We start from the raw sequence: 25,656 nt of genomic DNA, 5'->3' as shown, positions 1-25,656 counted from the left end.
GGACTACTCCTTGTAGGCGTAGATTTCGTAGCCGTTCTGCTCGACCAGCGCGTCGCGGCGCGCATCCTTCAGGTCGCTCTCCACCATTTCCTTGACCAGTTGCGCGAACGTGGTGCGCGGCGACCAGCCGAGCTTTTCCCGCGCCTTGGTGGGGTCGCCCAGCAGCGTCTCCACTTCGGTCGGACGGAAGTAGCGCGGATCGACGCGCACGATCACCTGCCCGGGCTTGATGTCATGGACGGGCGAGAACAGCACGGTGGCCGTCTCCTCCAGCCCTTCGCCCTCCCACGCCAGCAGGATGCCCAGCTCGCGCGCCGCCGTATTGATGAATTCGCGCACGCTGTATTGCAGGCCGGTGGCGATGACGTAGTCCTCGGGCGTCTCCTGCTGCAGCATCAGCCATTGCATTTCGACGTAATCCCGCGCATGGCCCCAGTCGCGCAGGGCCGACAAGTTGCCCAGGTACAGGCATTCCTGCAGGCCCAGGACGATGCGCGCCAGGCCGCGGGTGATCTTGCGGGTGACGAACGTCTCGCCGCGCTTGGGCGATTCGTGGTTGAACAGGATGCCGTTGCAGGCGTACATCCCATAGGCTTCGCGGTAGTTCACGCTGATCCAATAGGCGTACAGCTTGGCGGCGGCGTAGGGGCTGCGCGGATAGAAGGGGGTGGTTTCCTTCTGCGGCGTTTCCTGCACCAGGCCATACAGCTCAGAGGTGGAGGCCTGGTAGAAGCGCGCCTTTTCCTCCAGCTTCAGGATGCGGATGGCTTCCAGCAGGCGCAAGGTGCCCAGGCCGTCGGCGTTGGCGGTGTATTCAGGCTCTTCGAACGACACCCCCACATGGCTTTGTGCCGCCAGGTTGTAGATCTCGTCCGGCTGAACGGATTGCACGATGCGGATCAGGCTGCACGAATCGGTCATGTCGCCGTGATGCAGCACGAAATTGCGCGGCTGGTCGTGGGGATCCTGGTACAGGTGATCGATGCGCGCGGTGTTGAACAGCGAAGCGCGCCGCTTGATGCCGTGGACCTCATAGCCCTTGGCCAGCAGGAACTCCGCCAGGTAGGCCCCGTCTTGGCCGGTAACGCCGGTAATCAGTGCCCGTTTTGGCATGGTTGTATCCTTAAGACTTAGTGACTGCACGAAAGGAGCCGAAGGCTGCGGAACCGATGTGCAATGAGATTACTGTTGCACCAGCCGCCGAGATATCGGCCAAAAGGTCTAAGAGTTCAGCCTGTCGGTAGGGAAAAAAGGACTGGATTGATTCGTCCAGGGCACCTAAAGCCGTGATTGCCAGCATGGCCACCAGGGCGGGGCGCCGGTTGACCGACAGGTAGATCAACGCGGTCAGGAAGGCGTAAGCCACAAGGTGCAGACGCTTGTCGCCAAAAGCGTCCGACATGTCCGCCGCCAGCCCGGGCAGGTTGCCCACCGTCACCAGCACGGCGAAGAACAGGCCGGCCAACGGCAGGCATATCCGAGCCAACCCCGGCCGCCAGAAGGGTTCTTTCACCGGGTTTTCAGACACGGCCGTAGAGGTCCTGGAAGCGCACGATGTCGTCCTCGCCCAGATAGGCGCCCGACTGCACCTCGATGATCTCCAGCGGGATCTTCCCGGGGTTTTCCAGGCTGTGGGTCTCGCCCAACGGGATGTAGGTCGACTGGTTCTCGGTCAGCAGGTACTGCTTGTCGCCGTTGTAGATGCGCGCCGTGCCCGACACCACGATCCAGTGTTCGGCCCGGTGATGATGCATCTGGGACGACAGGCGGGCGCCCGGCTTCACCGTGATGCGCTTGACCTGGTAGCGCGGCCCGTGGCCCACCGAGTCGTAGGACCCCCAGGGGCGCTGCACCTCGCGGTGGTGGTTCAGTTCCGACCGATGCTGGGTCTTGAAGATCTCCACCAGGCGCTTGACGTCCTGCGACCGGGATTTATGGGCCACCAGCACGGCGTCGGCCGTTTCGATCACCACGATGTCGTCCAGGCCCACCGAAGCGACCAACCGGCTGGTGGAATGGATCAGGCAGTTGCGGGAATCCTCGACCATGACGTCGCCCGTGGTGGAGTTGCCCTCCACCGTCTTCTGGGCGATGCCCCAGACCGCGTCCCAGGCCCCTACGTCGCTCCATGAGGCCGCCAGCGGGATGACGACGGCGCTGTCCGTGCGTTCCATGATGGCGTAGTCCATCGAATCGCTGGGGCAAGCCTCGAACGACGGCCCGTCCAGATGGAACAGCCCGCTTTCGCCGTGGCCGGTGGCGACGGCGGCCTGCACCTGCTCGAGCATCTTCGGCGCCAAGCGGGCCATTTCAGACAGGAAGACGGAGGCCTGGAAGGCGAACATGCCGCTGTTCCAGTAGTAGCCGCCGTCGTCGATGAAGCGCTGCGCCACCTCGGGCGACGGCTTTTCGACGAAGCGGCGCACGCGGCGGGCCGGCGCCATGACGCCGGGCTCTTCCGCCTGGATATAGCCGTAGCCGCTGAGCGGCGCGGTCGGGGTGATGCCGAAGGTCACCAGCGCACCCTGGCGCGCGGCCTCGTAGGCGGCGGCGAAGGCCGCGCTGAGCACCTCGCCGTCCTCCAGCACGTGGTCCGACGGCATGATCAGCATGATAGGGTCTTCACCGTCCCGCATGGCCCGCAACGTGGCCGCGGCGATCGCCGGGGCGGTGTTCCGCGCGAAGGGCTCCAGGATCACCTCGGCGTCCTTGATGCCCAGTTCCAGGGTCTGTTCGGCGGCGATGTACTGGTGGGCGTCGTTGCACACCAGCATCGGCTTGGCCTGGGCGCCGGCAGATCCCAGGCGCAGCAGCGTGTTCTGCAACAGGCTGCGGGCATCGGTCAAACGGATGAACTGCTTGGGCAGCAGCTCGCGCGACAACGGCCACAGGCGCGAACCGGAACCGCCGCAAAGGATGACAGCCCGGTAGGGGGGAGGGGGATTCGTCATGGCGCTCACTCCTTGAAGTAGGCCTGGGTGTACGGATGCACGCCGGGGTCGGCGGCGATCTCTTCCGCAGGCAGCCAGCGGTAGCTCTGGTGCTGCGCCTGCGGAAGACAAGCGGTGTCCAACGACAACTCGGCCTCGTAGGCGAGGACGACGTAATGGGTGGAGCGTCCGGCTTCACCCGCGAAATTGGTGCCATAGAAGTGTTCGTACACGCCGCGAGGCGTCCAGGCCTCGGCCGCGATGGCCAAGCCCAGCTCGTCATTGGCGATGCGGCGCAGCGCGTTGCGCAGGGATTCGTTCTTGCGGATCCGGCCGCCGGGCACGAACCAGGCGCCGCGGGCCGGCGGATTGGTCCGCAAGCCCGTCAGGTAGCGGCCGTTGGCGTCGCGCAGCAACAGGTCGATGGACACCAGTGGCAGCATCTCCACCGCCTGGCGGAAGTCGGCCTGGGCCAGCATGCCGCCACGACTGATGTCCGTGCGGGCGCTGTGGCCCGGCCATCCCAGAGGCTTAGTAGACATTGCGGCCCGTCCATCCCGACACGGCCGTGCGGGCGATGATCAACAGGTCCATCCGGAACGTCCAGTGCTGGATGTAGTAGATGTCGTGTTCGACGCGGTCGCTCATCTTGCGCAGCGTGTCCGTCTGTCCCCGGAACCCGTTGACCTGGGCCCAGCCCGTAATGCCCGGTTTGACGCGGTGGCGCATCATGTAGCGCTGCACCAGGTCCTTGTACATTTCGTTGTGCTCCAGCGCGTGCGGGCGGGGCCCGACGACGGACATGTCGCCCATCAGCACGTTCAGGAACTGCGGCAGCTCGTCCAGGCTGGTGCGCCGCAGGAAGCCGCCGATGCGGGTAATGCGGGAATCGTTGCGGGTCGCCTGCGTGACCGTGCCATGCTCCTGATGCACGGTCATGGTGCGGAACTTGTAGACGTGGAATACCTTGCCGTCCACGCCCAGCCGCGGCTGGGTAAAGAAAACGGGGCCACGGGACGTCAGTTTCACCATCAGGGCGATGGAGATCATCAGGGGCGACAAGCCGATTAGCGCGCAAAAGGCGAAGCTGCGGTCGAAGACCTCCTTGGCCCAGCCCCGCACGCCGGCGGCCGGCAGGCTGTTGAGCTGGATGGCGGGCAAGCCCAGGAATTCGCCGATGCGGTGGCCCAGCAGCTGGATCGACATCACATCGGGGATCCACCGGATATCCACCAGGTCGTTGCGCAGGTGGTAGAGCACTTCACGCAATTCCTGGCCCGCCTCCATCGGAAGGACGATCCAGATCTCGCGCACGTTGTGTTCATGGACGAAGGCGTGCAGGTTATCCAGGTCCTGCAGGCGGCGCACTTGCGGCGGCAGGCTTTCATGCGGTTCGGCGTAGATGCCGGCCACGGTGTAGCCTGCGCCCCGGTACCGTTCGACGCGGCGCCACAGGTCATGGCCCAGCGCGCCAAAGCCCACCAGCAAGACGTTCTTCTTGTTCAGGCCGCGGTCGCGCGCCGCGCCCAGCGCCGCATAGACGGCGATGCGCACACCCGCCAGCGTCAAGGCCGACATGCCGAACCAGGTAGCCGCCCATATGCGGGATATCGCGGCGGTCTGGTGCATGAGAAAACTGACGAGGATGCCCAGCGCGAAGACGGTGGCCCACGCCATCAGGCTGCGCACCACCAGATCCGTCAGCAGGCGGCCCCGCCACGACACGTACAGGCGGAACGCCGGAAAGATGGCGATGACGCCCAGGCCGCACAAGTAGACGAGGAACAGATGGATCTGCGGCGGGTCCGCCAGAGCATCGTCCGAGAATTTCAAACCGGTGGCAGTCAGGCCGCAGGTGATCACGATCGCGGCATCGAGCAAGCGGTACAGATAACTGGCTCCGCTGAATCTTGCCGACGTGTCCGAGTTGGACGGGTCCATCGCGCACTCCTGTTCGTGGGGAGTCTCTTGCGGCGAAAAAAACGATGCACTGCCGCAAAACATGTGGCTACCGACGAAATCTTATTGAGTGCAAGGCGTACCCGAAACCTCCAAACGATGTAGGAGAAGGCTTAGGGCATCCGTCGAATGTGCGGGGCTTCGAAAAGAGAGTGGAATGTCGCAACCCGTTACGCATCGGGCTCCATTCCAAGCAACGAAGTCATTCACAGTGGATTTGCCATGACGACATTTTTCGGAACGTTGAGCCGAGCCATCGCCGCTATCGCGCTCGTGTCCTCGCTGGGCGCTTGCGCCCTGTCTCCCGGTATGACCTTTAATGCCAGCCACCTCGTAGATCCCCTGGATCCGAACTCCGTGGCCCCGATCAAGGAAATCACGCCGTCGCTGGTCGTGGACGACTTGCGGGCCCGCCAGGCGCTGATCGACAACGACGGCGTGGACCGCCTGGTCGGCAGCGTCGAGCCCTACCGCATCGGCCCGGGAGACATCCTCTCCATCGTGGTCTGGGATCACCCCGAGCTCGTCCTTCCGACGCAAACCTACGCCATCGGGACAGGGGTGACCGAACTAGTCATGGGAGATACCGCCTCGGGCATTCCGGGCTATACGGTGTCATCCACTGGATACATCCAATTTCCCTATACGGGATTGCTGAAAGTGGCGGGGTTGACGGAACTTCAGGCGCGCAATCTCATAGTCAATAGTTCCGGCAAGTACATCCAGGATCCGCAGATCACAGTACGCGTGCTTGGCTATCGCAGCAAGCGCGTCTACGTCGAAGGCGAGGTCAAGTTGCCGGGCACGGTTGCCATCAATGACATCCCGATGACTCTGCTCGAAGCGGTCAACCGCGCGGGAGGTTTGTTGCCCACCGCCGACCGCAGCGCCGTCTATGTGATTCGTGATGGCCGCCGTACCCGCGTGAACCTGCCCGCGCTGATCGAACGTGGCCAGGACTTGAATCAGGTCATGCTGAAGTCAGGCGACATTGTGCGTGTGACGCCGCGTGACGACAGCAAGGTGTTCGTGATGGGCGAAGTGTTCCTGCCCACCACGGTGGTGATGCGCGACGGACGCATGTCGTTGACCGAGGCGCTGGGCATGGCGGGAGGACCGAACCAGCTCACGGCTGACGCGTCGCAGATTTTCGTAGTGCGCAGTACTGAGCAAGCGACGCCGCTGGTGTTCCATCTGAACTCCAAGTCGCCGCAGGCTCTGGCGGTAGGAGCGAAGTTCGAGTTGGAACCCAAAGACGTCGTGTTCGTGGATACGGCAGCGCTGGTGCGGTGGAACCGCTTCATCAGCAACCTGTTCCCGAGCGCACAAACGGTACAGACCGTGAAATCGATCAACTAGTCCGCCTTTCAGGGTCGCCAGACCCTAAACCACGCCTTTGGGGGCGCCGCGACCGCGGCGGCGCCCACGTCTGGAGAGCTGCATGTCGTTGCCCATCGAATCATTCGAGCCGAACGTCCCGGCTCGCCAGCAGGAAACCCCGTTGTCGTCCCACGTGGATGCGATCGTCTCGAACCGGTGGATGATCATCGCCATCACCTTGCTCGCCTTTCTTGGCGCCTTGGCATACGTGATGGTGACGCCATCGGTCTATTCGGCCGACATCATCGTGCAGGTCGAAGAGGAAATGCCCAATGGCCAGGCGCGCAGCCTGCTGGGCGACGTCTCCGCCATGTTCGACACCAAGGCCGAGACGTCCGGCGAAATGGAAGTGCTGCGTTCGCGCATGGTGGTCGGACCTGCCGTCGACAAATTCCTGCTCTACATCCACGCCAAGCCGCGCTATTTCCCCGTGGTGGGCGAATGGCTGGCGCAGCGCTATGAAGCGCTGCCGTATCCGTCCAGCCTGCCGCGCGGCGGGTATGCATGGGGCGGGGAGTCCATCGCGATCTCGCAACTGGACGTGCCCAATGAATGGCTGGGCAAGCCCTTTCGCGTGACCACGCTGGGCGAAGGCCGCTACACGCTGACCGACAAGTTCACCGGCGCCACGTTCAACGGCACCGTCGGCAAGCCGGAACACTTCCTCTTGCCCGGCGGCGGCGCGATGGACGTGCACATCGATGCGCTGGCGGGCCGCCCCGGCACCGAGTTCACGGTGTCCCGCAGTTCGCGCCTGGCAGCGATCGAAGACGTGCAATCGCACCTGGGCATCTTCGAGCGCGGCCGCGCTTCGGGCGTGATCGGCGTCACGCTGGAAGGCAATGATCCGGCGTTGACCACGGCGGTGCTGAACCAGATCGGCCAGGAATACGTGCAGCAGAACGTCAACCGCAAGTCGGCCCAGGCCGAGAAGTCGCTGACGTTCCTGGAGCAGCAACTGCCCATCCTGAAGGGCGAACTGGACGCCGCAGAAACCAAGTACAACGCGCTGCGCAACAAGCGCGGCACGATCGACTTGAGCGAAGAAGCCAAGCTCATCCTGGCGCAATCGGTGGACGCGCAGACCAAGGTGATGGAGCTGCGTTCCAAGCGGCAGGAACTGATCACGCGCTTTGCGCCGACCCATCCCAGCATCGTGGCCATCGATCGGCAGATTACGTCGCTCTCCGGTGACGTCAGCCGCATCGGCAACAACATCAAGCAACTGCCGGATCTGGAGCAGGACGTAGTGCGCCTGGTGCGCGACGTGCGCGTCAACACCGAGCTCTACACGGGCCTCTTGAACAACGCGCAGCAACTGCGGCTGATCCGCGCGGGCAAGGTGGGCAACGTGCGCATCCTGGATGCGGCCGTGCAACCCGACCGTCCCGTGCGCCCCAAGGCCGCGATCATCATCGGCGTGGCGACGGCCATCGGCCTGATCTTCGGCATGCTGTGCGCCTTCGTCCGCAACGCGCTGTTCGGCGGCCTGTCGGAACCCGAGGACGTCGAACGCTACACGGGTCTGCCTGTGTTGGCCGCCATCCCGTACAGCGACATGCAGGACAAGCTGTGGCGCCGCAGCCGCCGCAAGAACGCGACCGTGCCTGCGCTGCTCGCGCAAAGCCAGGGCAACGCGCCGCCCATCGAAAGCCTGCGTTCGTTCCGCAATGTGTTGCAGGCGTCGCTGCGCCAGTCCGCCAACAACATGGTCATGTTCACCGGGCCTGTGGCGGGCGTGGGCAAGTCGTTCCTGTCGGCCAACTTCGCCTTCATCCAGGGCGGCGTGGGCAAGCGCGTGCTGCTCATCGACGCCGACTTCCGCAAGGGCCAGCTGAACCGCTATTTCGGCGTGCCGAAAGAAGACGGACTGTTCGAAGTGCTGTCGGGCACCATCCCGCTGACTCGCGTCAGGAAGCACAGCGTGTCCGAAGGCGTGGACTTCATCGCCACAGGCGCGGTGACCTTCGATCCGTCAGAACTGCTGGCCTCGCCCGTCTTCGGCGCCACGCTGCGCGAACTGGCGTCGCAGTACGACATGGTGATTCTGGATACGGCCCCGGTGCTGTCATCGCCCGACGCGGCGGTGGTGGGCACGCATGCGGCCGCAGTCATGGTGGTGGTGCGCTCCGGCATGAACACCGTGGGCGAGATCCGCGAAACGGCCAAGCGGCTGATCCAGGCCGGAGCGCCCGTGGACGGCGTGTTGTTCAACGGGCTCAAGCTCATGCCGGAGCGCTTCGGCTTCCGGTCCAAGTATGGGAGTTATCGGTATTCCCGTGCGGCGTATTACGGCGATTTCAAACAGAACGGCCCCAAATAACGCCACCCGGAGAAACTGGCATGCACGGAACTTTTGGCTGGGATACCCCGCAAATTCTGGATGCGGTTTTCAAGGCTTATGACATACGCGGCACCGTGCCCGACGAGATCGATGCGCGCTTTGCCCACAGCCTGGGCATGGCGGCAGGCACCCAGGCAAGGGAGCAGGGGGCGCGCTCGATCGTGGTGGGCCGCGACGGCCGGATCAGCAGCGTGGAGTTGGCGGCCGCGCTGCAGGCAGGGCTGCGTTCGGCGGGCATGCACGTCATCGATATCGGCATGGCCACCACGCCGATGGTGTATTTCGCCACGCGCCTGATGGACACCGGCGCCGGCATCGCCGTCACGGGCAGCCATAATCCGCCAGCGCACAACGGCTTCAAGATCGTGCTGGAAGGCGCGTCGCTGTACGGCGAAGGAATCACAGCCTTGCGCGACGCCATGCGGCTGCCCATCGAATCGGCCGCCGTGGCAGGCGGACGTACCCAGATGCAGATCCAGCCCTGCTACGCGGCCCGCCTGCTGGGCGACATCCGCATGGCGCGCCCGATGAAGATCGCCATCGATTGCGGCAGCGGCGTGGCGGGCGCGGTGGCGCCGGCACTGTTCCGCGCGCTGGGTTGCGAAGTGACCGAACTGTTCTGCGAAGTGGACGGCTCGTTTCCTGGCCACCACCCCGACCCGGCAGATCCGCAGAACTTGCAAGATCTGATCTATTGCCTGCGCTATTCCGATTGCGAAGTGGGTCTGGCCTTTGATGGTGACGGCGATCGGCTGGGGGTGGTGACGAAATCGGGACAGATCATCTGGCCCGACCGGCAACTGATCCTCTTCGCCCGCGACGTGCTCGAGCGCAATCCGGGCGCCGAGATCATCTACGACGTCAAATGCAGCCGCCACGTGGCGCGCGCCATCGTCGAGGCGGGGGGGCGCGCCACCATGTGGAAGACCGGTCATTCGCTGATCAAGGCCAAGATGCGCGAGACGGGAGCGCTACTTGCTGGAGAGATGAGCGGCCATATGTTTTTCAAAGAGCGCTGGTACGGCTTTGACGATGGCATTTACGCCGCTGCCCGGCTGCTGGAGATCCTCTCGGCAGCGCCGGATCCGTCAGGCTTGCTGGAAAGTCTGCCTCAATCCTGCGCGACCCCTGAAATCAAGCTGGACACCGCCGAAGGCGAACAGTTCGAACTGGTGGAGGCATTGCGCGCGCAGGGGGAGTTCCCTGGCGCCATCTCCGTCAACGATCTGGATGGCGTCCGGGTGGACTATGCCGATGGCTTCGGCCTGGCGCGTCCGTCCAACACCACGCCGACGGTGGTTTTGCGTTTTGAAGGAGACACCGTGGCCGCATTGGCCCGTATCGAGGAGGACTTCCGCAACGCGTTCCGGCGCATTGCGCCTCACGTTCGTTTACCGTTCTAAGGAGCATCACGCGATGGGTAAGGCCAACTATGCGATTGAGGCGTTAAGGGCCAATTCCGGCCTGGCGCAAAGCCCCGAGTGGCAGGCGTTTGCGCAGGCCGCGCAGAGCGCCGGATTGGATGCCGGCACGTTGAAAGTGATTGAAGCGGCGGGATTGTGCGTGGACTTGACCATGCAGCGGCAGTCCCCCGCCCTGGAGGCGGCGGCGCTGAACCTGCTGCAGGCGCGTGGGCTGGCGGATGCGCGCCACGCGTTGTTCGCAGGCGACCCCGTCAACTGGACCGAAGGCAAGCCGGCCTGGCATACCGCGTTGCGCGCCGGGCGTACCCGCGAGCAGCCTGACGGCCTGGATGCGGAATCCGTCTGCGAGTATTCGCGCATGACCGATTTCGTCCGCAAGGTAGACCAGACGGCCGATTTTTCGTCCGTGCTGCACATCGGTATCGGCGGCAGCGACTGGGGCCCCCGCTTGGCCATTCAGGCCTTCGGCGGCCCGGGGCAACGCCGCCAGATCCGCTTTGTCTCCAATATCGACGGCCATGCTTTCCATGATGCCGTGGCCGGGCTGGACCCGCGCCGCTGCCTGGTGGTGGTGTCGTCCAAATCCTTCACCACGTCCGAGACCCTGCACAACGCGCGTGCCGCCATCGCCTGGCTCAAGCAGGGCGGCGTGACCGACGTGTCCGAGCATCTGGCGGCGGTCACGGCGAACGCGCCTGCCGCGCGCGCCCTGGGCGTGCCGGCCAACCAGGTGTTCAAGATGTGCGACTGGGTGGGCGGACGCTACTCCGTGTGGTCGGTCGCCGGCCTGTCGATCGCATTGACGGTGGGCGCCGACGTACTGATCGGCATGCGGGCGGGCGCCGAAGCGATGGACCAGCATTTCCAGCAGGCGCCGTTCGCCTCGAACGCGCCGATCCAGCTGGCGCTGGCCGGCCTGGTGAACTGCAGCGTGCTGGGCCACAACTCCCTGAACATCGCTGCCTACAGCGCGCGCTTGCTGCACTTGGTGACGTATCTGCAGCAGTTGGAAATGGAGTCGTTGGGCAAGCGGGTCGCCGGCGACGGCACGGCCGTGGGCGTGCCGACGGCGCCGATCATCTGGGGCATGCCGGGTACCGATGGGCAGCACACGTTCTTCCAGTGGCTGCATCAGAGCGAAGACGGCGCACCGGTGGACTTCATCGCCAGCCTGCAAGGCCATACCGACAGCCCCGACGCACACCGCATGCTGCTGGCCAATTGCCTGGCCCAGCGGCAGGCGCTGCTGCGCGGCAAGTGCCTGGAACAGGCGCTCCTGGACGTGGCCCATATCGACGACCAGGAACGCGCGCTCAGCCTGGCGCAGCACATGGTGCATCCGGGCGGACGGCCGTCGACCCTGATCGTCCTGCGCCAACTGGACCCGCGGGGCCTGGGCGCGCTGCTGGCCTTGTACGAGCACAAAGTGTTCGTGCAAAGCGTGGTCTGGGGCATCAACCCCTTTGATCAATGGGGTGTGGAACTGGGCAAACGCCTGGCCACCGGCATCGAACGCGAACTGGCAGTGCCAGTCTCGGCCGGGGTGGTGGACTGGGGCCATGACGCCTCCACGTCGTATTGGATCGACCGCTATCGCGGCCATGCCCAGGCACCGCGTTCGCGGCACGCGTGGGTGCCGGGCGTGGCGGCGCACCTTTGACGGGGGCCGGCATGGCGGACCTGCATGTGCTGGTGACGGGCGGGGCGGGCTACATCGGCACGCACACGCTGGTCGCGATGCTGGCGGCGGGCCAGCGGCCGCTGGTGTTGGATAACTTCAGCAACGGCAGCCGCGAGGCCGTGCGCCGGGTCGAGCGCCTGTGTGGCGTCCCGATTCCGCTGATCGAGGGCGACATCCGTACCCCCGGTCTGGTGGAGTCGGTGCTGGCCGACGCCGCGGGCCGGGGCGAGCCCGTGCAGGCGGTGCTGCACCTGGCCGGCTGCAAGGCCGTCGGGGAATCGGTGGCCGATCCGCTCAAGTACTACGACAACAACGTGGCGGGGTCGCTGGCCTTGCTGCATGCAATGCGCGAGACGGGCGTGGCGCGGCTGGTGTTCAGTTCGTCGGCCACGGTCTATGGCGAACCGCAATACCTGCCGTTCACCGAAGCGCACCCGCTGGCACCGACCAACCCCTACGGCCGCACCAAGCTGATGGTGGAGGAAATGCTGCGCGATGTCTGCACGGCGTCTCCTGCTTTCAGTGCGGTCACGCTGCGCTATTTCAATCCCATCGGCGCGCACCCCAGCGGGCTGATCGGTGAAAGCCCCCGCGACCTGCCCAACAACCTGTTTCCCTTCATCACCCAGGTGGCGGTGGGCCGGCAGCCCTTCCTGCGCGTGTTCGGGGACGATTACGACACGGCCGACGGCACGGGCGTGCGCGACTATCTGCACGTCATGGACTTGGCGCAGGGCCATGTGCAGGCCTTGTCGTATTCCAAGGATCACCCCGGTTTCGTGGCGGTGAACCTGGGCACAGGGCAGGGCACCAGCGTGCTGGAGCTGGTGCATGCCTTTGAACGGGTCAATGGCTGCCGCATTCCGGTGCGCACGCAGGGGCGGCGTCCTGGGGACATCGAGCGGATGTGGGCGGACCCCGCCCTGGCGGCCGCTTTGCTGGGCTGGCGCAGTACGCACGACGTGGCCGCCATGTGCGCCGACGGGTGGCGCTGGCAGCAAGGCAATCCGCAAGGCTACGACGCGCCCGGCCAGTTGCCGCCGGGGCACGGGGAGCCCACCGCTACCCAGGCCGCCGCATAACCCCAATGGCGTGTCGGAGGGGTTACGGAAAAAGGGCGGTAGCGGTTACAGTTGACGGGATTATTGCGTAGCAACATGGCCCGGCGGCCTGGCCGCCCGGGCCATGCACCGTCAGTGAGGCACTTCCATGTTTGAATTCCATCCGTATGCCGGGCAGCACGGCGCCTTGCCGGAGCAGTGGCAATGAGCGGCCCCTCCTACCTGCCGCCGGCCCACTGGAACCTGGACAGCATCGTGTCCGGCCTGCGCGACGCGCGCGTCGCCTGGCGCGGCCCGCGCGGCCGCTTGCGCGAAGACTCGGGTTTGCGCGAATTCCCGTCGCAGGAAAGCCTGCGCCAGATCGTCAAGGATCTCTGTGGCGCCTTGTTCCCGATGCGCCTGGGTCCGATCGACCTGCGCGAGGAAGTCGAAGACTTCTACGTCGGGCACACCATCGGCGCCGCACTGGACGCGCTGCTGCACCAGGTCTGTCTTGAACTGCAATACGTGGGCCGCCATGAACACGTGGACCCCGCTGAAACCCAGCGGCGCGCCATCGAGATCGTGCGCCAGTTCGGCGCCGAGCTGCCGCGGGTGCGCGCCGCGCTCGACCTGGACGTGACCGCGGCCTACCAGGGCGACCCGGCGGCGCACAGCGTCGACGAAGTGCTGCTGTGCTATCCCGGCGTGGCGGCGATGATCCATCACCGCCTGGCCAACGTCCTGTACCGCCTGAACGTGCCGATGCTGGCCCGCATCGTGGCCGAGATCGCCCATGCTGACACCGGCATCGACATCCACCCGGGCGCCACCATCGGCCGCAGTTTCTTCATCGACCACGGCACGGGCGTGGTCATCGGCGAAACCGCCATCATCGGCGACCGCGTGCGGCTCTACCAGATGGTGACGCTGGGCGCCAAGCGCTTCCCGCCCGGTGAAAACGGCGAGCTGAAGAAAGGCCTGCCGCGTCACCCGTTGATCGAAGACGATGTCGTGATCTACGCTGGCGCCACGATTCTGGGCCGCGTCACGATCGGCAAGGGATCGACCATTGGCGGCAACGTCTGGCTGACGCGCAGTGTGGCCCCGGGTAGCAACGTCACGCAGGCCAGCCTGGTCAGCGACATGCCGGATTGCGGCCTGGGCGGCTGAACCGCCTTTATCGATGCACGCAGCGCCGCGTGCGCGGGCGGCCAGGACAGAGGAGTCAGGATGGATACACGAGTCTCGGATCTGGCCGCGCTGCGCGGCTTCGTCGACCGCCACCCGCGGCTGTTCGTACTGACGGGGGCGGGCGTCAGCACCGACTCCGGCATCCCCGACTACCGCGATACTGAAGGCGAATGGAAGCGCAAGCCGCCCATGACGCTGCAGACCTTCATGGGCGACGACCTGGCGCGCGCCCGCTATTGGGCCCGCAGCATGGTCGGCTGGCGCCGCTTCGGCAGCGTCAAGCCTAATGATTCGCACCGCGCGCTGGCGCGGCTGGAGTCGCGCGGCCACGTCACGGTGCTGGTCACGCAAAACGTCGATGGCCTGCACGAAGCGGCGGGCAGCCGCGAAGTCGTGGACCTGCACGGCCGGCTGGACGAGGTGCGTTGCATGAATTGCGACTGGCGCGGCGGCCGCCAGCCCTGGCAAGAGGCGCTTCTGCAGGGCAACCCGGAATGGACGTCCCTGGACGCCACCGATGCGCCCGACGGTGACGCCGACCTCGAGGGCGAGGATTTCTCGCGCTTCGCCGTGCCGCCTTGTCCGCGCTGTGGCGGCATCGTCAAGCCGGACGTGGTCTTCTTCGGTGAAACCGTACCCCGCGATCGCGTGGACCGGGCCAATGCCGGCCTGATGAGCGCCGATGCGGTGCTGGTCGTCGGCTCGTCGCTGATGGTGTATTCAGGCTATCGTTTCGTGACCGCGGCGTCCCGCAACGGCATGCCGATCGCCGCCATCAACCTGGGCCGCACGCGGGCCGATCCGCTGCTGACCCTGAAGGTGGAACAGCCCTGTGCGGTGGCGTTGGATGCCTTATAGGCACACTTTTTGCCGGCCGGTTTTTGACCGGTCTAAGCAAGTGCTTGCCCCGTAAGGGATTTTTCGCTCTGTTACAGACCTTTCCATAGGGTTGTCCACAGGAACTGTGGATAATTCCTAGGGATAACCCCCATTTTTTACGTCTCTAGCGGCTCAAGCCCGTCGCCCAGTAACGCCTTGCGGGCGGCGTGCCAGCTGCCGGCATCCGGCGCATACAGCAGCCCGCCCGTGCGGTGCGTGGGCTTGTAGGGCGAGCCGTCAAAGCGCGCGGCGTACCCGCCGGCTTCCCGGTGGAGCAGCCAGCCCGCCGCATGGTCCCAGGCCGTCAGCTGGTTGTACAGCGCCACATGGCAATGGCCGGCGGCCAGCATCCGGTATTCATGGGCGGCGCAGCGCAGCGATGCGGTGCTGCCCAGGCGCGACAGGTTGCTATTGACGGTGGTGCGCAACGGTTCGGGCAGCGCACCCGTGGCGATCAGGCCATCCATGTCTTCGGGCGGCGCCGGGCTGGCGACTGCCAGCGGGGCCTGCCGGCCATTCTCGTATTCCATCCAGGCGCCTTCGCCGCGCACGGCCAGCGCGCTGTCGCGGTTGACGGGGTCGTAGATGACGCCCGCGATGACGTCGCCGCGATGGCAGGCCGCGATCATCATGCCGAACAGGGGCAAGCCAGCCACATAGTTGCGGGTGCCGTCGATGGGGTCGATCAAAAAGGCCAGGTCGGCGTCGACCAGCATGTTCAGCAGGGCGGGATTGCGCGCGGAGGCTTCTTCGCCGATTAGCACGGCGCCGGGGTGCAGCTTGGCCAGGCGGGCGGCGATCAGGCGTTCAGCCGCCTCGTCCGCGTCGGTCACCAGGTCGCGCGGCGAACTCTTGCCCCGCACCGAGCCTTCCGGCAGGTTGCGATAGCGCGGCATGACCTCCGCCAGGGCGGTTTCGGCCAGCACGACGGCAAGCTTGCGGGTGTCCTCGCGGGTAAAAGTTCTGCTCATACTGACTCATCCAGGGAACGCGCAAATCTATCACGCCTGAGCGGCATTTGATCGTGTTTTGCAAGTCACTGGAATGAAAGGACTTTTTCCGGCTATGCAGGAGTTATCTGCCGGGTTGTCCACAGTTGGTGGGGATAAGCAGGGCAAAGCCCGCTTATCCCGGAGGCGCCGCCGCCCCCTCGGGGGCAGCAAGCACGCGTAGCGTGCGCGGCGTGGGGGCCGCGCCGCCGCCGGGCCGCCCCAAAGCGGCGCCGCCCCCTCGGGGGGCAGCAAGCACGCGTAGCGTGCGCGGCGTGGGGGCCCTTTCTCTTTAGCCCAGGTCGACGCACAAGTACTTGATCTCGAGGTATTCCTCGATACCGTACTTGGAGCCTTCGCGGCCCAGGCCGGATTGCTTCACACCGCCGAACGGGCCGACTTCGTTGGAGATCAAGCCGGTGTTGATGCCGACGATGCCGTACTCCAGCGATTCCGACACGCGCCAGATGCGGGCGTAGTCGCGGGTGAAGAAGTAGGCGGCCAGGCCGAAGATGGTGTCATTCGCCATGCCGATGACTTCTTCTTCCGTTTCGAAGCGGAACAGCGGGGCCACCGGGCCGAAGGTTTCTTCGGTCGCGAAACGCATCGACTGGGTCACGTCGCGCACCACGGTCGGCTCGAAGAACGTGCCGCCCAGCGCATGCGGCTTGCCGCCAGCGATGACCTTGGCGCCGTGCGAGGTTGCCTCGGCGATGTGTTCCTGCACCTTTTCCACGGCGCTGGCGTCGATCAGCGGACCTTGCGTCACGCCGTCGGCGAAGCCGTCGCCCACCTTCATGCCATTGACCTTGGCCACCAGGCGCTTGGCGATCTCTTCATACACGCCGGCCTGCACGTAAATGCGGTTGGCGCACACGCAGGTCTGGCCGGCGTTGCGGTACTTCGAGGCCAGGATGCCGTCCACGGCGCGGTCCAGGTCGGCGTCGTCGAACACGATGAAGGGCGCGTTGCCGCCCAGTTCCAGCGACAGCTTCTTGATGGTCGGCGCGCATTGCTCCATCAGCGTGCGGCCGACTTCCGTCGATCCGGTGAAGCTCAGCTTGCGCACCACCTCGCTCTCGCACAGGGCCGCGCCGATATCGCGCGAGCTGCCGGTGATGACGTGGAACACGCCGGCCGGCACGCCGGCTTCTTCGGCCAGCACGGCCAGCGCCAGCGCGGTCAGCGGGGTCTGCTGGGCGGGCTTGACGACCATGGTGCAGCCGGCGGCAAGCGCCGGGCCGACCTTGCGGGTGATCATGGCGGCCGGGAAGTTCCACGGCGTGATGGCGGCGGTGACGCCAATGGGCTGCTTCAATGCCAGCAAGCGCTGGCCGGCCTTCGGGCTTTGCAGCACGTCGCCGTCGATGCGCTTGGCTTCTTCAGCGAACCATTCCAGGAACGAGGCGGCGTAGGCGATTTCGCCGGCGGCTTCGGTCACGGGCTTGCCCTGTTCGGACGTCATGATGGCGGCCAGGTCTTGCTGGTTCTGCATCATCAACTGCGCCCACTTCAGCAGGATCGCGGCGCGTTCCTTGCCGGTCTTGGCGCTCCAGGCCGGCAGCGCGGCTTGTGCGCTGGCGATGGCCTGTTCGGTTTCCTTGCGGCCCAGCTTGGGCACGGACACGATGGTCTTGCCGGTGGAGGGATTGTCCACCGGGATCGATGCGCCGTTGCCGGCGCCTACCCACTTGCCGTCGATGTAGCAGGCGTCGCGCAGCAGTTCAGGGCGCGACAGGGGATGGGTCAAAGCGGTCATTATCGGAGTCTCCTTGAATGAAATGCAGCAGGGCCAGGAAACGGCTGCGGGCGTGGCGGTAAACCGCAACACGCCCGCAATTGCCATGCCTGCCCAACCGAAGATCGGGTGTTCAGGCCCTGGGCATCAGGCGGCCAGCGCCTCGGACAGGATAACCAGCGCGCGGTCGAATTGCGCGTCGGGGATGGTCAGCGGGTACAGGAAGCGCAGCACGTTGCCGTACACGCCGCAGCTCAGCAGGATCAGGCCTTGCTCCAGCGCGCGCGCTTGCACGCGCTTGACGGCTTCGGCGTCCGGCTTGCCGTTGGCGTCGTTCAGTTCCAGCGCCACCATCGAGCCCAGGCCGCGCACGTCGGCGATGCCCGCCACCTTGCCACGCAGGCCTTGCAGATGGGCGCGCAGCTTGTCGCCCAGCACGCTTGCGCGTTCGCACAGCTTTTCTTCGGCGATCACGTCCAGCACGGCGTGCGCAGCGGCGACCGCCAGCGGGTTGCCGGCGTACGTGCCGCCCAGGCCGCCCGCGGCCGGGCCGTCCATGACGTCGGCGCGGCCGACCACGCCCGAGATCGGGAAGCCGCCGCCCAGGCTCTTGGCCATCGTGATGATGTCTGCCTGCACCGAGTGGTGTTCCATCGCGAACAGCTTGCCGGTGCGGCCAAAGCCCGTTTGCACTTCGTCGGCGATCAGCAGGATGCCGTGCTCGTCGCAAAGCTTGCGCAGGGCGGTCATCAGTTCAGGCGGGGTGATGTTGAAGCCGCCTTCGCCTTGCACCGGTTCGATGATGATCGCAGCCACGCGCTTGGGATCGATGTCGCACTTGAACAGCAGGTCCAGCGCCTTGAGCGAATCCGCCACGGTGATGGACTGGGTGCCGTTGGGGAACGGCACGTGGTAGATGTCGCCCGGCATCGGGCCGAACGACAGCTTGTAGGGGGCGACCTTGCCGGTCAGCGCCATGCCCAGCATGGTGCGGCCGTGGAACGAACCCGAAAAGGCGATGACGCCCGAACGGCCGGTGGCCGAACGTGCGATCTTGATGGCGTTTTCAACGGCTTCGACGCCGGTCGTGAAGAACGCGGTCTTCTTCAGGCCGTCGATGGGGGCCAGGCGGTTGATGCGCTCGGCCAGCGAGATGTAGCCTTCGTACGGCACGATCTGATAGGCCGTGTGCGTGAAGTTGTCCAGCTGGGCGGACACAGCGGCCTTGACCTTGGGGTGCAGGTGGCCGGTGTTCAGCACGGCGATGCCGCCCGCGAAATCGATGTATTCCTTGCCGTTGGCGTCCCACAGCGTGGCGTTTTCGGCGCGCACCGCGTAGAAGTCGCACATGACGCCGACGCCACGCGGGGTGGCCAAGGAACGGCGGGTATTCAGGTCCTGATTCTTCATCTCTGCCTCGGGGAACGTGGTGGGCGGGAAAAACCTTATTTAATGCTACGATGGCCCCATTTGTGGGAACCACTTTAATAAAACAGGTAGAACCAATTGCGGTCCATTGTAGGTGACTTGCTGCTGCTGCGTTTGGCCGATGGGGCGAACGAGCCGATGAACAAGCGGCTGTACCGCGGCATCCGCGAAGCGATCCTGGACGGCGCCATCGCCGCGGACTCGCGCCTGCCGGCTTCGCGCGACCTGGCTGCCGAACTCGGCATCGCCCGCAATACCGTGGTCCACGTCTACAGCCAGCTGCTGGCCGAAGGCTATACGCGCAGCCGCCAGGGCAACGGCACCTTCGTCAACGCCTCGGTACCGGATTCCTACCTGGCCAGCGGCCGCCGGCTGCGCCAGCCGCCGAAGTCGCAGCCGGGCCCGGCCTTGTCGCCGCGCGGCGCGGCCATCGTGGATGGCGTGTCGGCCTCGCCCTACCAATGGGGCGCCTTCATGCCCGGCGTGCCCGACCTGACCGAGTTCCCGCACAAGAAATTCGGCCGCATCTTCAGTTCGCTATGGCGTAACCCGTCGCCCGATCTGCTGACCTATGCCTACGGCGGCGGCCTGCCGGCACTGCGCGAGGCGCTGGCCCAGCATCTGGCGCTGACGCGCTCCATCGATTGCGACCCCGAACAGATCATCATCACCGAAGGGTCGCACCAGGCCATCGACCTGACGACTCGCATCCTGGGCGAAGCCGGCGAGACCGCCTGGGTCGAAGACCCGGGCTATTGGGGTGCCCGCACCATCCTGCAGGCCAATGGCCTGCATACCGTGCACCTGCCGGTCGATGAAGAAGGCATGCGCCTGCCGGACGCCGTGGGCACGCCGCCGCGCTTCATCTTCGTCACCCCCTCGCACCAGTATCCGCTGGGTCCGGTCATGTCGCTGACCCGGCGCCGCCAATTGCTTGCCGTGGCGCGGCAATGTGGCAGCTGGATCATCGAAGACGATTACGACAGCGAATTCCGCTTCTCAGGCCGGCCCATCGCATCGTTGCTGGGCCTGGAGCCGGATGCGCCCGTCATCTATATGGGCACCTTCAGCAAAACCCTGTACCCGGGCCTGCGCGTCGGATATCTGGTATTGCCCAAGCCGCTGACCGCGGCGTTCCAGGCGGCGCATGCGGAGCTTTACCGCGAGGGGCATCTGATGACGCACGCAGCGCTGGCGACGTTCATCGCCGAAGGCCATTACGCGGCCCATATCCGCCGGATGCGCATGCTGTATGGTCGGCGCCGCGCGATGCTGGTCAACCTGATCGAACGCCGGCTGGGTCCGGACTGGCTGCACCGCGACGCCAGCATGGCGGGCCTGCACTTGGTGCTGACTCTGCCGCCGGATATGGATGATTTGCGCGTGGTTGACGTGGCGCGCAGCAAAGGCGTGCTGACGCGCGCGCTGTCGCGGTACTACGTGAATGCGGAAGGGCGGCGGCCGGGCCTGCTGCTGGGCTACGCCTGTGTGCCCGAGCACGACATCGCGCGCAAGTTCGAAGTGCTGTTGGAAAGCCTGGCGGAAGTCGCCCGCAAGCCGGCGGCGGCCTGACCGGCGGCGTCGATACCGCGGCCTTAGAACGGCAGCAGCGCGGACGCGAACGCGGCAGCGTTGCGCATGCCCTGGTCTTCGAAATTGGTGTTGAACACGGCATGCGCCTGGGCGCTTTGCGTCGCCAGCCGCGAAAAGCGCTCTGCCAATTCGGCCAATTCCTGTTCCGTGTATTCATACTGGAAGCGTCCCGACGAGGCCGCCCCGGATACGTTCCAGGCCGCGGCATTGCGGCCGTGCAGGCGTAGCAGCGTCAGTTCGGGATGGCTGCTTTCCCAAACGGCGGGCACCGTGTTGTCGAAGCCCTGGGGGGCATCGACCACGGTATGCACCACGCCCAGGTCGCGTTCGAACGCGAGCGTGTCCGCCGTGGCCGCCGGCGTTTCGAACCAGCTACGGTGCCGGAATTCCACCGAGATCAGGTGTTCTTCCATACGCCGTGCGCAATCGGCCACGTGCGCCCGGCCGCGCGCATCGCGCCGGATCCAGGGCGGAAACTGGAAATGCACCGCGCCCAGCTTGCCCGGCATCCGCAGCGGCTCCAGCGCCATCTGGTAGCGACGCCAGAGCTCGTCGCGCAGGTCTTCGGGCATCTGGCCGTGATAGATGACGGGGTCCGGCCAGTCGGCCAACTCGCGGCCAATGTCTGCGGGCAATGCGGCAAGCGGCGTCTGGTGGCCGGTGAACAGCCGGAACGCCTTGATGTTGAAGACGAAATCATCCGGCGTGCGTTGCGCCCACAGATAGGCATTTTCCGCGGAGGGCAGGGCGTAATAGCTGGAATCGACCTCTGCCATGGCAAAGCGCGACGCGTAGAACCGCAGCCGGGCCTCGGCGCTGCGGACGCCGGGCGGGTAGAAGCGACCGCAGGCCAGTAAGGTGGGATCGGTCCAGGAGGCGGTGCCGGTCAGGATGCGCATGGGAAAGGGCGGGGGGCGTGAAGGGGGGGGGGCCACGCTGCTATGATAGCTGGATATATAGCCAGTCATTTGGCCCGTGGCCGCGCATCGTGCGCGCGGCGCCGCGGCGCGCCAAGCGGCCCCCTACGCGTCATGCCCGAACAGAATCCCGCCCCTTCAAACAGCCGCCCCGACCCCCTGGCCGACCTGAACCCCGCCCAGCGCGAAGCCGCCGAATTCGGCGTCAATGGCGCGCATGGCGCGTCGGGCGATGGAGGCCCCCTCCTGGTCATCGCCGGGGCGGGTTCGGGCAAGACCAATACGCTGGCCCACCGGGTGGCGCACCTGATCCTGAATGGCGCGGACCCGCAGCGCATGCTGCTGCTGACTTTTTCGCGCCGCGCCGCCCAGGAAATGGACCGCCGCGTGGGATCCGTGCTGCAGCGGGTCATGAACCTGCGCGGCTCGCAGCAGGCGCCGTCCTTGCCTTGGGCGGGCACCTTCCACGCTATCGGCGCGCGGCTCTTGCGCGACTGCGCACTGCGCATCGGTTTGTCTGAAGCCTTCACCATCCATGACCGCGGCGATGCCGAAGACCTGATGGGCATGGTCCGGCACGAGCAAGGCCTGTCGTCCACCAAGTCGCGCTTTCCGTTGAAGGGCACCTGCCTGGCCATCTACTCGCGCGTGGTCAACAGCCAGACGCCGGTGGCTGACGTGCTGAAGACGTCCTTTCCCTGGTGCGTCCAGTGGGAAGACGAACTGAAGAACCTGTTCCGTGGCTATGTCGCCGCCAAACAGGATCAGCAGGTGCTGGATTACGACGACCTGCTGCTGTATTGGGCCGAGATGATGTCCGACCCCGGGATCGCCGCTGATGTCGGCGCGCGCTTCGACCATGTGCTGGTGGACGAATACCAGGACACCAATCGGCTGCAGTCGGCCATCCTGCTGGCGATGAAGCCGGACGGCCGCGGCCTGACGGTGGTGGGCGACGATGCCCAGTCCATCTATTCCTTCCGCGCCGCCACCGTGCGCAACATCCTGGACTTTCCCAATCAGTTTCCCGAACCGGCGCGCGTCATCACGCTGGACCGCAACTACCGTTCAACCCAGCCCATCCTGAACGCGTCCAACGCCGTGATCGGGCTGGCGACGGAACGTTTCGCCAAAGACCTCTGGACCGACCGCGCCTCGTCGCAATTGCCCGAGCTGGTGACGGTCAGCGACGAAGCTGGGCAGGCGCGGTGGGTGGCCGACCAGGTGCTGGCACAGCGCGAGGGCGGCGCCACGCTGAAGTCGCAGGCGGCGCTGTTCCGTACGGCCAGCCACAGCGCCGCGCTGGAACTGGAACTGACCCGCCGCAACATCCCCTTCGTGAAATTCGGCGGCCTGCGCTTCCTGGAAGCCGCGCATGTGAAAGACCTGTTGTCGCTCTTGCGTTGGGCCGAAAATCCGCGCGGCCGCATGGCGGGCTTCCGGGTGGCGCAACTGATGCCGGGCATCGGGCCGGCCACGGCGGGCAAGTTGATGGACGCCATGGCCGCGTCCGCCGAACCGTTGCGAGCGCTGCGCGAATTCAAGCCGGGGGCGGCGGCGCAGGAAGAGTGGGGCGCGTTTGCCGACACCTATGCGGCGCTGTGCGATCCCGCCCTGCGTTGGCCGGCCGACGTGGACCTGGCCCTGCGCTGGTATGCCGGCCAGCTGGAACGCCTGTACGACGATGCGCGCGTGCGAAAGACTGACCTGGACCAGTTGGTGCGGCTGGCGGCGGGTTACCCGTCGCGCGAACGTTTCCTGACCGAACTGACGCTGGACCCGCCCGACGCCACCAGCGACGAATCCGGCGCCCCGTCGCGCGACGAAGACTACATGATCCTGTCCACCATTCACTCCGCCAAGGGCCAGGAATGGAAGGCGGTCTATGTGCTGAACGTGGTCGACGGCTGCATCCCGTCCGACATGAGCACGGGCACCGCCGAAGAGATCGAGGAAGAGCGCCGCCTGCTGTACGTGGCCATGACCCGGGCCAAAGAGCGCTTGCAGCTGATCGTGCCGCAACGCTTCTACGTGCACCAGCAGACGGGCATGGGCGACCGCCACGTCTATGGTTCGCGCACGCGCTACATCACCAATGCCATGCTGCCGCTGTTCGACCATCTGCCCAAGCCGCCCGCGCTGCCTGATCTGCCTGGCGGCCAGCCCAAGGAACCGCAGGCGCCCAGCATCGACGTGACCAAACGGGTCCGCAGCCTGTTTTCCTAGGGCCTGTGCGCGGCGCCTTCGAACGTTGACAGGCCCGAGCCTGGGCTATCATCGGCCGATACCCATAAGTTGTCCGGTAGGGATCGCATTGCCTGAGGTAGTCCATGTCCGCTGAAGAGAATTTCGCCGACGCCCACAAGGGCGAGGTCGTCGCGTCGATAGCCTATGTCAACGGGCGTCGCGACCGGGAAGTGCCCATCGACGAGGTGGGGCAGCACATCAGCCGGTACAACAGCCAGCCGCAGGGGCAGCCGCCCGGCATGCTGTGGATCGGCTTGCGCAATCCCACGCCGGAATTGCTGGCCAGGGTTACCGGAGAACTCGGCGCCTGCGGCAAGAACCAGGAAGAAATGCTGGAACCGCACCGGCGCCCGAAGATCATCGACTACGGCAATATGGTCCTCATCGTGACCATCACCGTCGAGGTCGAGGCTGAACGCCCGATCTTCGGCGAGACCCAATTGCTGATCGGCGACGGCTTCCTGGTGACCGTGCGCCGTGGCGCAACGGCCGCCCACAGTCCCTTGCGCGAACGGTTGGAGGCGTCGCCCGACCTGCTCAAGCGCGGCAGCGACTACGTGGCGTCCGAGGTGCTGGACTGGCTGGTCGACCGCTATGTGGCCGCCGCCGGCAAGATCGAAAGCGTGGTGGAAGGCGCCGAGCAGAAGCTGCTGATCCGCGGCGCCAAGGATTCCGACATTCGCAGGCTGTACCGCCAGCGCCGCGACCTGTTGCGCATCCACACCGTGGTGTCACCGATGGCCGAGATCTGCCGCCGCCTGGCGCGGGTCGAGATGTCGGCGGTGGACGAACATGCGCGCCCGTATTTCGGCGAAGTCGCCGACCGCGTACTGCGCGTGGACGAACTGTTCAACGCCCTGCGCGAGTCGCTGGCCTTCGCGTTTGAAGCCAGCCTGATGATCGGCCAGGCCGCGCAGAACGACACCACCCGCAAGCTCGCGTCCTGGGCCGCCATTCTGGCCGTGCCCACGGCGATCGCCGGCATCTATGGCATGAACTTCGAATTCATGCCCGAACTGAAGTCGCCTTGGGGTTATCCCATTACGCTGGGTGTCATCGTGTCGGTCTGTTCCATCCTGTATTGGCGTTTCCGCAAATCGGGCTGGCTGTAGGACCGGACGCAGTCCTTTTCTGCACGCCGGGCGGTTGGCGGCACGCGGCGTGTGGCAAACTTCCAGCGTTTCTAACCTGGAGCCCGGCCGGTGCGTGGCAAACCTTCCTTTCGCGGCGGCAGCAAGCTGACCGCCCTGATCGTCGCCGTGATCCTTGCGGCGGCAGGCGCCATCGTCAATTGGCTGCAGCCCTCGGGGCGTGATGCGCCCCGTCCGCCGGCTACGGGCACGTCGTCGGCTCCTGGCCAAACCCAAACCCAGACCCCCTCCCGCTCTGGCCCTGCGCCGGCGGGCGGCGTACCCCAGGGCAGCTACACACTGACCGGCACCATCGTCAACGTGGCCGACGGCGATACCGTCACGCTGCGCGCGCCGGACGGCCAGCGGCGCATCCGCATGGACAGCATCGATGCGCCGGAGGAAGGCCACGGCGCCGACCAGCCCGGGCAACCGTATGCCGAGGCCGCGCGCAAGAACCTGGCCAGCCTGGTGGCAGGCAAGACCCTGACCGCCCAGTGCTACGAGAAAGACCAGTACGGCCGTGACGTGTGCGCGCTGATCCTTGAAGACGGCCGCTCGGCCAACCGCCTGCAGGTCGAGGCCGGCTACGCCTGGGCCTATACCGCCAGAAAGGGCGACTACCTGCGCGACAAGGCCATGCCGGACCTGCAACGCCAGGCCAAGGATGCCGGCCGTGGCCTGTGGGTGCAGCAGGGCGCCATGCAGCCCTGGAAATGGCGCTACGACTGCTGGCGTCAGCGGCAGTGCGGCTGAGCCTGACTGCGTCGGGCTGCCTGGCGC

General features: G+C 65.8%; 20 protein-coding genes. 11 read left to right on the top strand and 9 right to left on the bottom strand.

Going from position 1 to position 25,656, the window contains the following annotated elements:
• Window positions 1-3: 3 nt before the first annotated feature.
• Genes gmd through CEY09_RS13900 form a run of 5 tightly spaced genes read right to left on the bottom strand, consistent with a single transcriptional unit; the run spans window position 4 to window position 4,871 of the window.
• The gene (gene gmd / locus CEY09_RS13920) at window positions 4-1,113 is read right to left on the bottom strand and encodes a GDP-mannose 4,6-dehydratase (protein WP_088589060.1); all 1,110 of its coding nucleotides are present in this window, start codon (window positions 1,111-1,113) and stop codon (window positions 4-6) included.
• Between the two features lie 10 nt (window positions 1,114-1,123).
• A complete protein-coding gene (locus tag CEY09_RS13915) occupies window positions 1,124-1,486 on the bottom strand; it encodes a VanZ family protein (RefSeq protein WP_088589273.1) in 363 nt (120 codons plus the stop codon).
• Window positions 1,487-1,520: 34 nt separating this feature from the next.
• Window positions 1,521-2,951, bottom strand: coding sequence for a mannose-1-phosphate guanylyltransferase/mannose-6-phosphate isomerase (locus CEY09_RS13910; RefSeq protein WP_088589059.1), 1,431 nt, complete (start codon window positions 2,949-2,951; stop codon window positions 1,521-1,523).
• Window positions 2,952-2,956: 5 nt separating this feature from the next.
• On the bottom strand, window positions 2,957-3,409 hold the full coding sequence (locus tag CEY09_RS13905; RefSeq protein WP_006225569.1) for a GDP-mannose mannosyl hydrolase: 453 nt from the start codon (window positions 3,407-3,409) through the stop codon (window positions 2,957-2,959).
• A gap of 52 nt (window positions 3,410-3,461) precedes the next feature.
• Entirely contained in the window at window positions 3,462-4,871 is a 1,410-nt protein-coding gene (locus CEY09_RS13900) for an undecaprenyl-phosphate glucose phosphotransferase (RefSeq protein ID WP_006225570.1), read from the bottom strand.
• 240 nt (window positions 4,872-5,111) lie between these two features.
• Between CEY09_RS13900 and CEY09_RS13895 the strand changes: the two genes are divergently transcribed.
• From CEY09_RS13895 to CEY09_RS13865, 7 genes are all read left to right on the top strand, one after another.
• On the top strand, window positions 5,112-6,248 hold the full coding sequence (locus tag CEY09_RS13895) for a polysaccharide biosynthesis/export family protein (RefSeq protein WP_006225571.1): 1,137 nt from the start codon (window positions 5,112-5,114) through the stop codon (window positions 6,246-6,248).
• Between the two features lie 82 nt (window positions 6,249-6,330).
• Window positions 6,331-8,592, top strand: a complete 2,262-nt coding sequence (locus tag CEY09_RS13890) for a GNVR domain-containing protein (protein ID WP_006225572.1) — start codon at window positions 6,331-6,333, stop codon at window positions 8,590-8,592.
• A gap of 20 nt (window positions 8,593-8,612) precedes the next feature.
• Window positions 8,613-10,016: a phosphomannomutase/phosphoglucomutase gene (locus CEY09_RS13885; RefSeq protein ID WP_088589058.1), complete on the top strand. Its 1,404-nt coding sequence runs from the start codon at window positions 8,613-8,615 to the stop codon at window positions 10,014-10,016.
• Window positions 10,017-10,029: 13 nt separating this feature from the next.
• Window positions 10,030-11,697 (top strand): glucose-6-phosphate isomerase, encoded by a 1,668-nt coding sequence (pgi, locus tag CEY09_RS13880; RefSeq protein WP_088589057.1) that lies wholly within the window; start codon window positions 10,030-10,032, stop codon window positions 11,695-11,697.
• An 11-nt stretch (window positions 11,698-11,708) separates the two neighbouring features.
• The gene (galE, locus tag CEY09_RS13875) at window positions 11,709-12,800 is read left to right on the top strand and encodes a UDP-glucose 4-epimerase GalE (RefSeq protein ID WP_088589272.1); all 1,092 of its coding nucleotides are present in this window, start codon (window positions 11,709-11,711) and stop codon (window positions 12,798-12,800) included.
• A gap of 183 nt (window positions 12,801-12,983) precedes the next feature.
• Window positions 12,984-13,931 carry a serine O-acetyltransferase EpsC gene (gene epsC / locus CEY09_RS13870; protein ID WP_006225576.1) on the top strand — a complete coding sequence of 316 codons (948 nt, stop codon included), beginning with the start codon at window positions 12,984-12,986 and terminating at the stop codon, window positions 13,929-13,931.
• A gap of 60 nt (window positions 13,932-13,991) precedes the next feature.
• On the top strand, window positions 13,992-14,810 hold the full coding sequence (locus tag CEY09_RS13865) for an NAD-dependent protein deacetylase (RefSeq protein ID WP_088589056.1): 819 nt from the start codon (window positions 13,992-13,994) through the stop codon (window positions 14,808-14,810).
• 137 nt (window positions 14,811-14,947) lie between these two features.
• On the opposite strand, the gene CEY09_RS13860 is transcribed toward CEY09_RS13865, so the two are convergent.
• The 3 genes from CEY09_RS13860 to gabT all read right to left on the bottom strand — a co-directional run bounded on the left by CEY09_RS13860 (window position 14,948) and on the right by gabT (window position 18,968).
• On the bottom strand, window positions 14,948-15,802 hold the full coding sequence (locus tag CEY09_RS13860) for an inositol monophosphatase family protein (RefSeq protein WP_006225578.1): 855 nt from the start codon (window positions 15,800-15,802) through the stop codon (window positions 14,948-14,950).
• Between the two features lie 310 nt (window positions 15,803-16,112).
• Window positions 16,113-17,579, bottom strand: a complete 1,467-nt coding sequence (locus CEY09_RS13855; RefSeq protein ID WP_088589055.1) for an NAD-dependent succinate-semialdehyde dehydrogenase — start codon at window positions 17,577-17,579, stop codon at window positions 16,113-16,115.
• 126 nt (window positions 17,580-17,705) lie between these two features.
• Window positions 17,706-18,968, bottom strand: a complete 1,263-nt coding sequence (gene gabT, locus CEY09_RS13850; protein WP_088589054.1) for a 4-aminobutyrate--2-oxoglutarate transaminase — start codon at window positions 18,966-18,968, stop codon at window positions 17,706-17,708.
• Between the two features lie 96 nt (window positions 18,969-19,064).
• Between gabT and pdxR the strand changes: the two genes are divergently transcribed.
• A complete protein-coding gene (pdxR, locus tag CEY09_RS13845) occupies window positions 19,065-20,558 on the top strand; it encodes a MocR-like pyridoxine biosynthesis transcription factor PdxR (RefSeq protein WP_377785534.1) in 1,494 nt (497 codons plus the stop codon).
• Window positions 20,559-20,581: 23 nt separating this feature from the next.
• Here the strand turns inward: pdxR and CEY09_RS13840 are convergent, their stop codons facing one another.
• Window positions 20,582-21,478, bottom strand: coding sequence for a DUF72 domain-containing protein (locus CEY09_RS13840; protein WP_088589053.1), 897 nt, complete (start codon window positions 21,476-21,478; stop codon window positions 20,582-20,584).
• Between the two features lie 132 nt (window positions 21,479-21,610).
• On the opposite strand from CEY09_RS13840, the gene CEY09_RS13835 reads away from it, so the two are divergent.
• From CEY09_RS13835 to CEY09_RS13825, 3 genes are all read left to right on the top strand, one after another.
• Window positions 21,611-23,722 (top strand): ATP-dependent helicase, encoded by a 2,112-nt coding sequence (locus tag CEY09_RS13835; protein ID WP_088589052.1) that lies wholly within the window; start codon window positions 21,611-21,613, stop codon window positions 23,720-23,722.
• Between the two features lie 104 nt (window positions 23,723-23,826).
• Window positions 23,827-24,855, top strand: a complete 1,029-nt coding sequence (locus CEY09_RS13830) for a magnesium and cobalt transport protein CorA (RefSeq protein ID WP_088589051.1) — start codon at window positions 23,827-23,829, stop codon at window positions 24,853-24,855.
• A 90-nt stretch (window positions 24,856-24,945) separates the two neighbouring features.
• Complete coding sequence (locus CEY09_RS13825; protein WP_088589050.1) at window positions 24,946-25,629, top strand: thermonuclease family protein; 684 nt, start codon at window positions 24,946-24,948, stop codon at window positions 25,627-25,629.
• The last annotated feature ends 27 nt before the right edge of the window (window positions 25,630-25,656 follow it).

The sequence above is a fragment of the Achromobacter marplatensis genome, from assembly GCF_002209535.1.
GTDB classification, from domain to species: Bacteria; Pseudomonadota; Gammaproteobacteria; order Burkholderiales; family Burkholderiaceae_B; genus Achromobacter; species Achromobacter marplatensis.
Note: the sequence above shows the minus strand (reverse complement) of the source record. Positions and strands in the feature narration are given on the sequence as shown.

Bases quoted from the DNA above. Each gene is read 5' to 3' on its own strand.
- CEY09_RS13895 (WP_006225571.1), top strand. From the start codon at position 5,112: ATGACGACATTTTTCGGAACGTTGAGCCGAGCCATCGCCGCTATCGCG.
- CEY09_RS13910 (WP_088589059.1), bottom strand. From the start codon at position 2,951: ATGACGAATCCCCCTCCCCCCTACCGGGCTGTCATCCTTTGCGGCGGT.
- CEY09_RS13830 (WP_088589051.1), top strand. From the start codon at position 23,827: ATGTCCGCTGAAGAGAATTTCGCCGACGCCCACAAGGGCGAGGTCGTC.
- CEY09_RS13865 (WP_088589056.1), top strand. From the start codon at position 13,992: ATGGATACACGAGTCTCGGATCTGGCCGCGCTGCGCGGCTTCGTCGAC.
- CEY09_RS13835 (WP_088589052.1), top strand. From the start codon at position 21,611: ATGCCCGAACAGAATCCCGCCCCTTCAAACAGCCGCCCCGACCCCCTG.
- CEY09_RS13905 (WP_006225569.1), bottom strand. From the start codon at position 3,409: ATGCTGGCCCAGGCCGACTTCCGCCAGGCGGTGGAGATGCTGCCACTG.
- CEY09_RS13855 (WP_088589055.1), bottom strand. From the start codon at position 17,579: ATGACCGCTTTGACCCATCCCCTGTCGCGCCCTGAACTGCTGCGCGAC.
- gabT (WP_088589054.1), bottom strand. From the start codon at position 18,968: ATGAAGAATCAGGACCTGAATACCCGCCGTTCCTTGGCCACCCCGCGT.
- CEY09_RS13885 (WP_088589058.1), top strand. From the start codon at position 8,613: ATGCACGGAACTTTTGGCTGGGATACCCCGCAAATTCTGGATGCGGTT.
- pgi (WP_088589057.1), top strand. From the start codon at position 10,030: ATGGGTAAGGCCAACTATGCGATTGAGGCGTTAAGGGCCAATTCCGGC.
- CEY09_RS13840 (WP_088589053.1), bottom strand. From the start codon at position 21,478: ATGCGCATCCTGACCGGCACCGCCTCCTGGACCGATCCCACCTTACTG.
- galE (WP_088589272.1), top strand. From the start codon at position 11,709: ATGGCGGACCTGCATGTGCTGGTGACGGGCGGGGCGGGCTACATCGGC.
- gmd (WP_088589060.1), bottom strand. From the start codon at position 1,113: ATGCCAAAACGGGCACTGATTACCGGCGTTACCGGCCAAGACGGGGCC.
- CEY09_RS13900 (WP_006225570.1), bottom strand. From the start codon at position 4,871: ATGGACCCGTCCAACTCGGACACGTCGGCAAGATTCAGCGGAGCCAGT.
- epsC (WP_006225576.1), top strand. From the start codon at position 12,984: ATGAGCGGCCCCTCCTACCTGCCGCCGGCCCACTGGAACCTGGACAGC.
- CEY09_RS13860 (WP_006225578.1), bottom strand. From the start codon at position 15,802: ATGAGCAGAACTTTTACCCGCGAGGACACCCGCAAGCTTGCCGTCGTG.
- CEY09_RS13890 (WP_006225572.1), top strand. From the start codon at position 6,331: ATGTCGTTGCCCATCGAATCATTCGAGCCGAACGTCCCGGCTCGCCAG.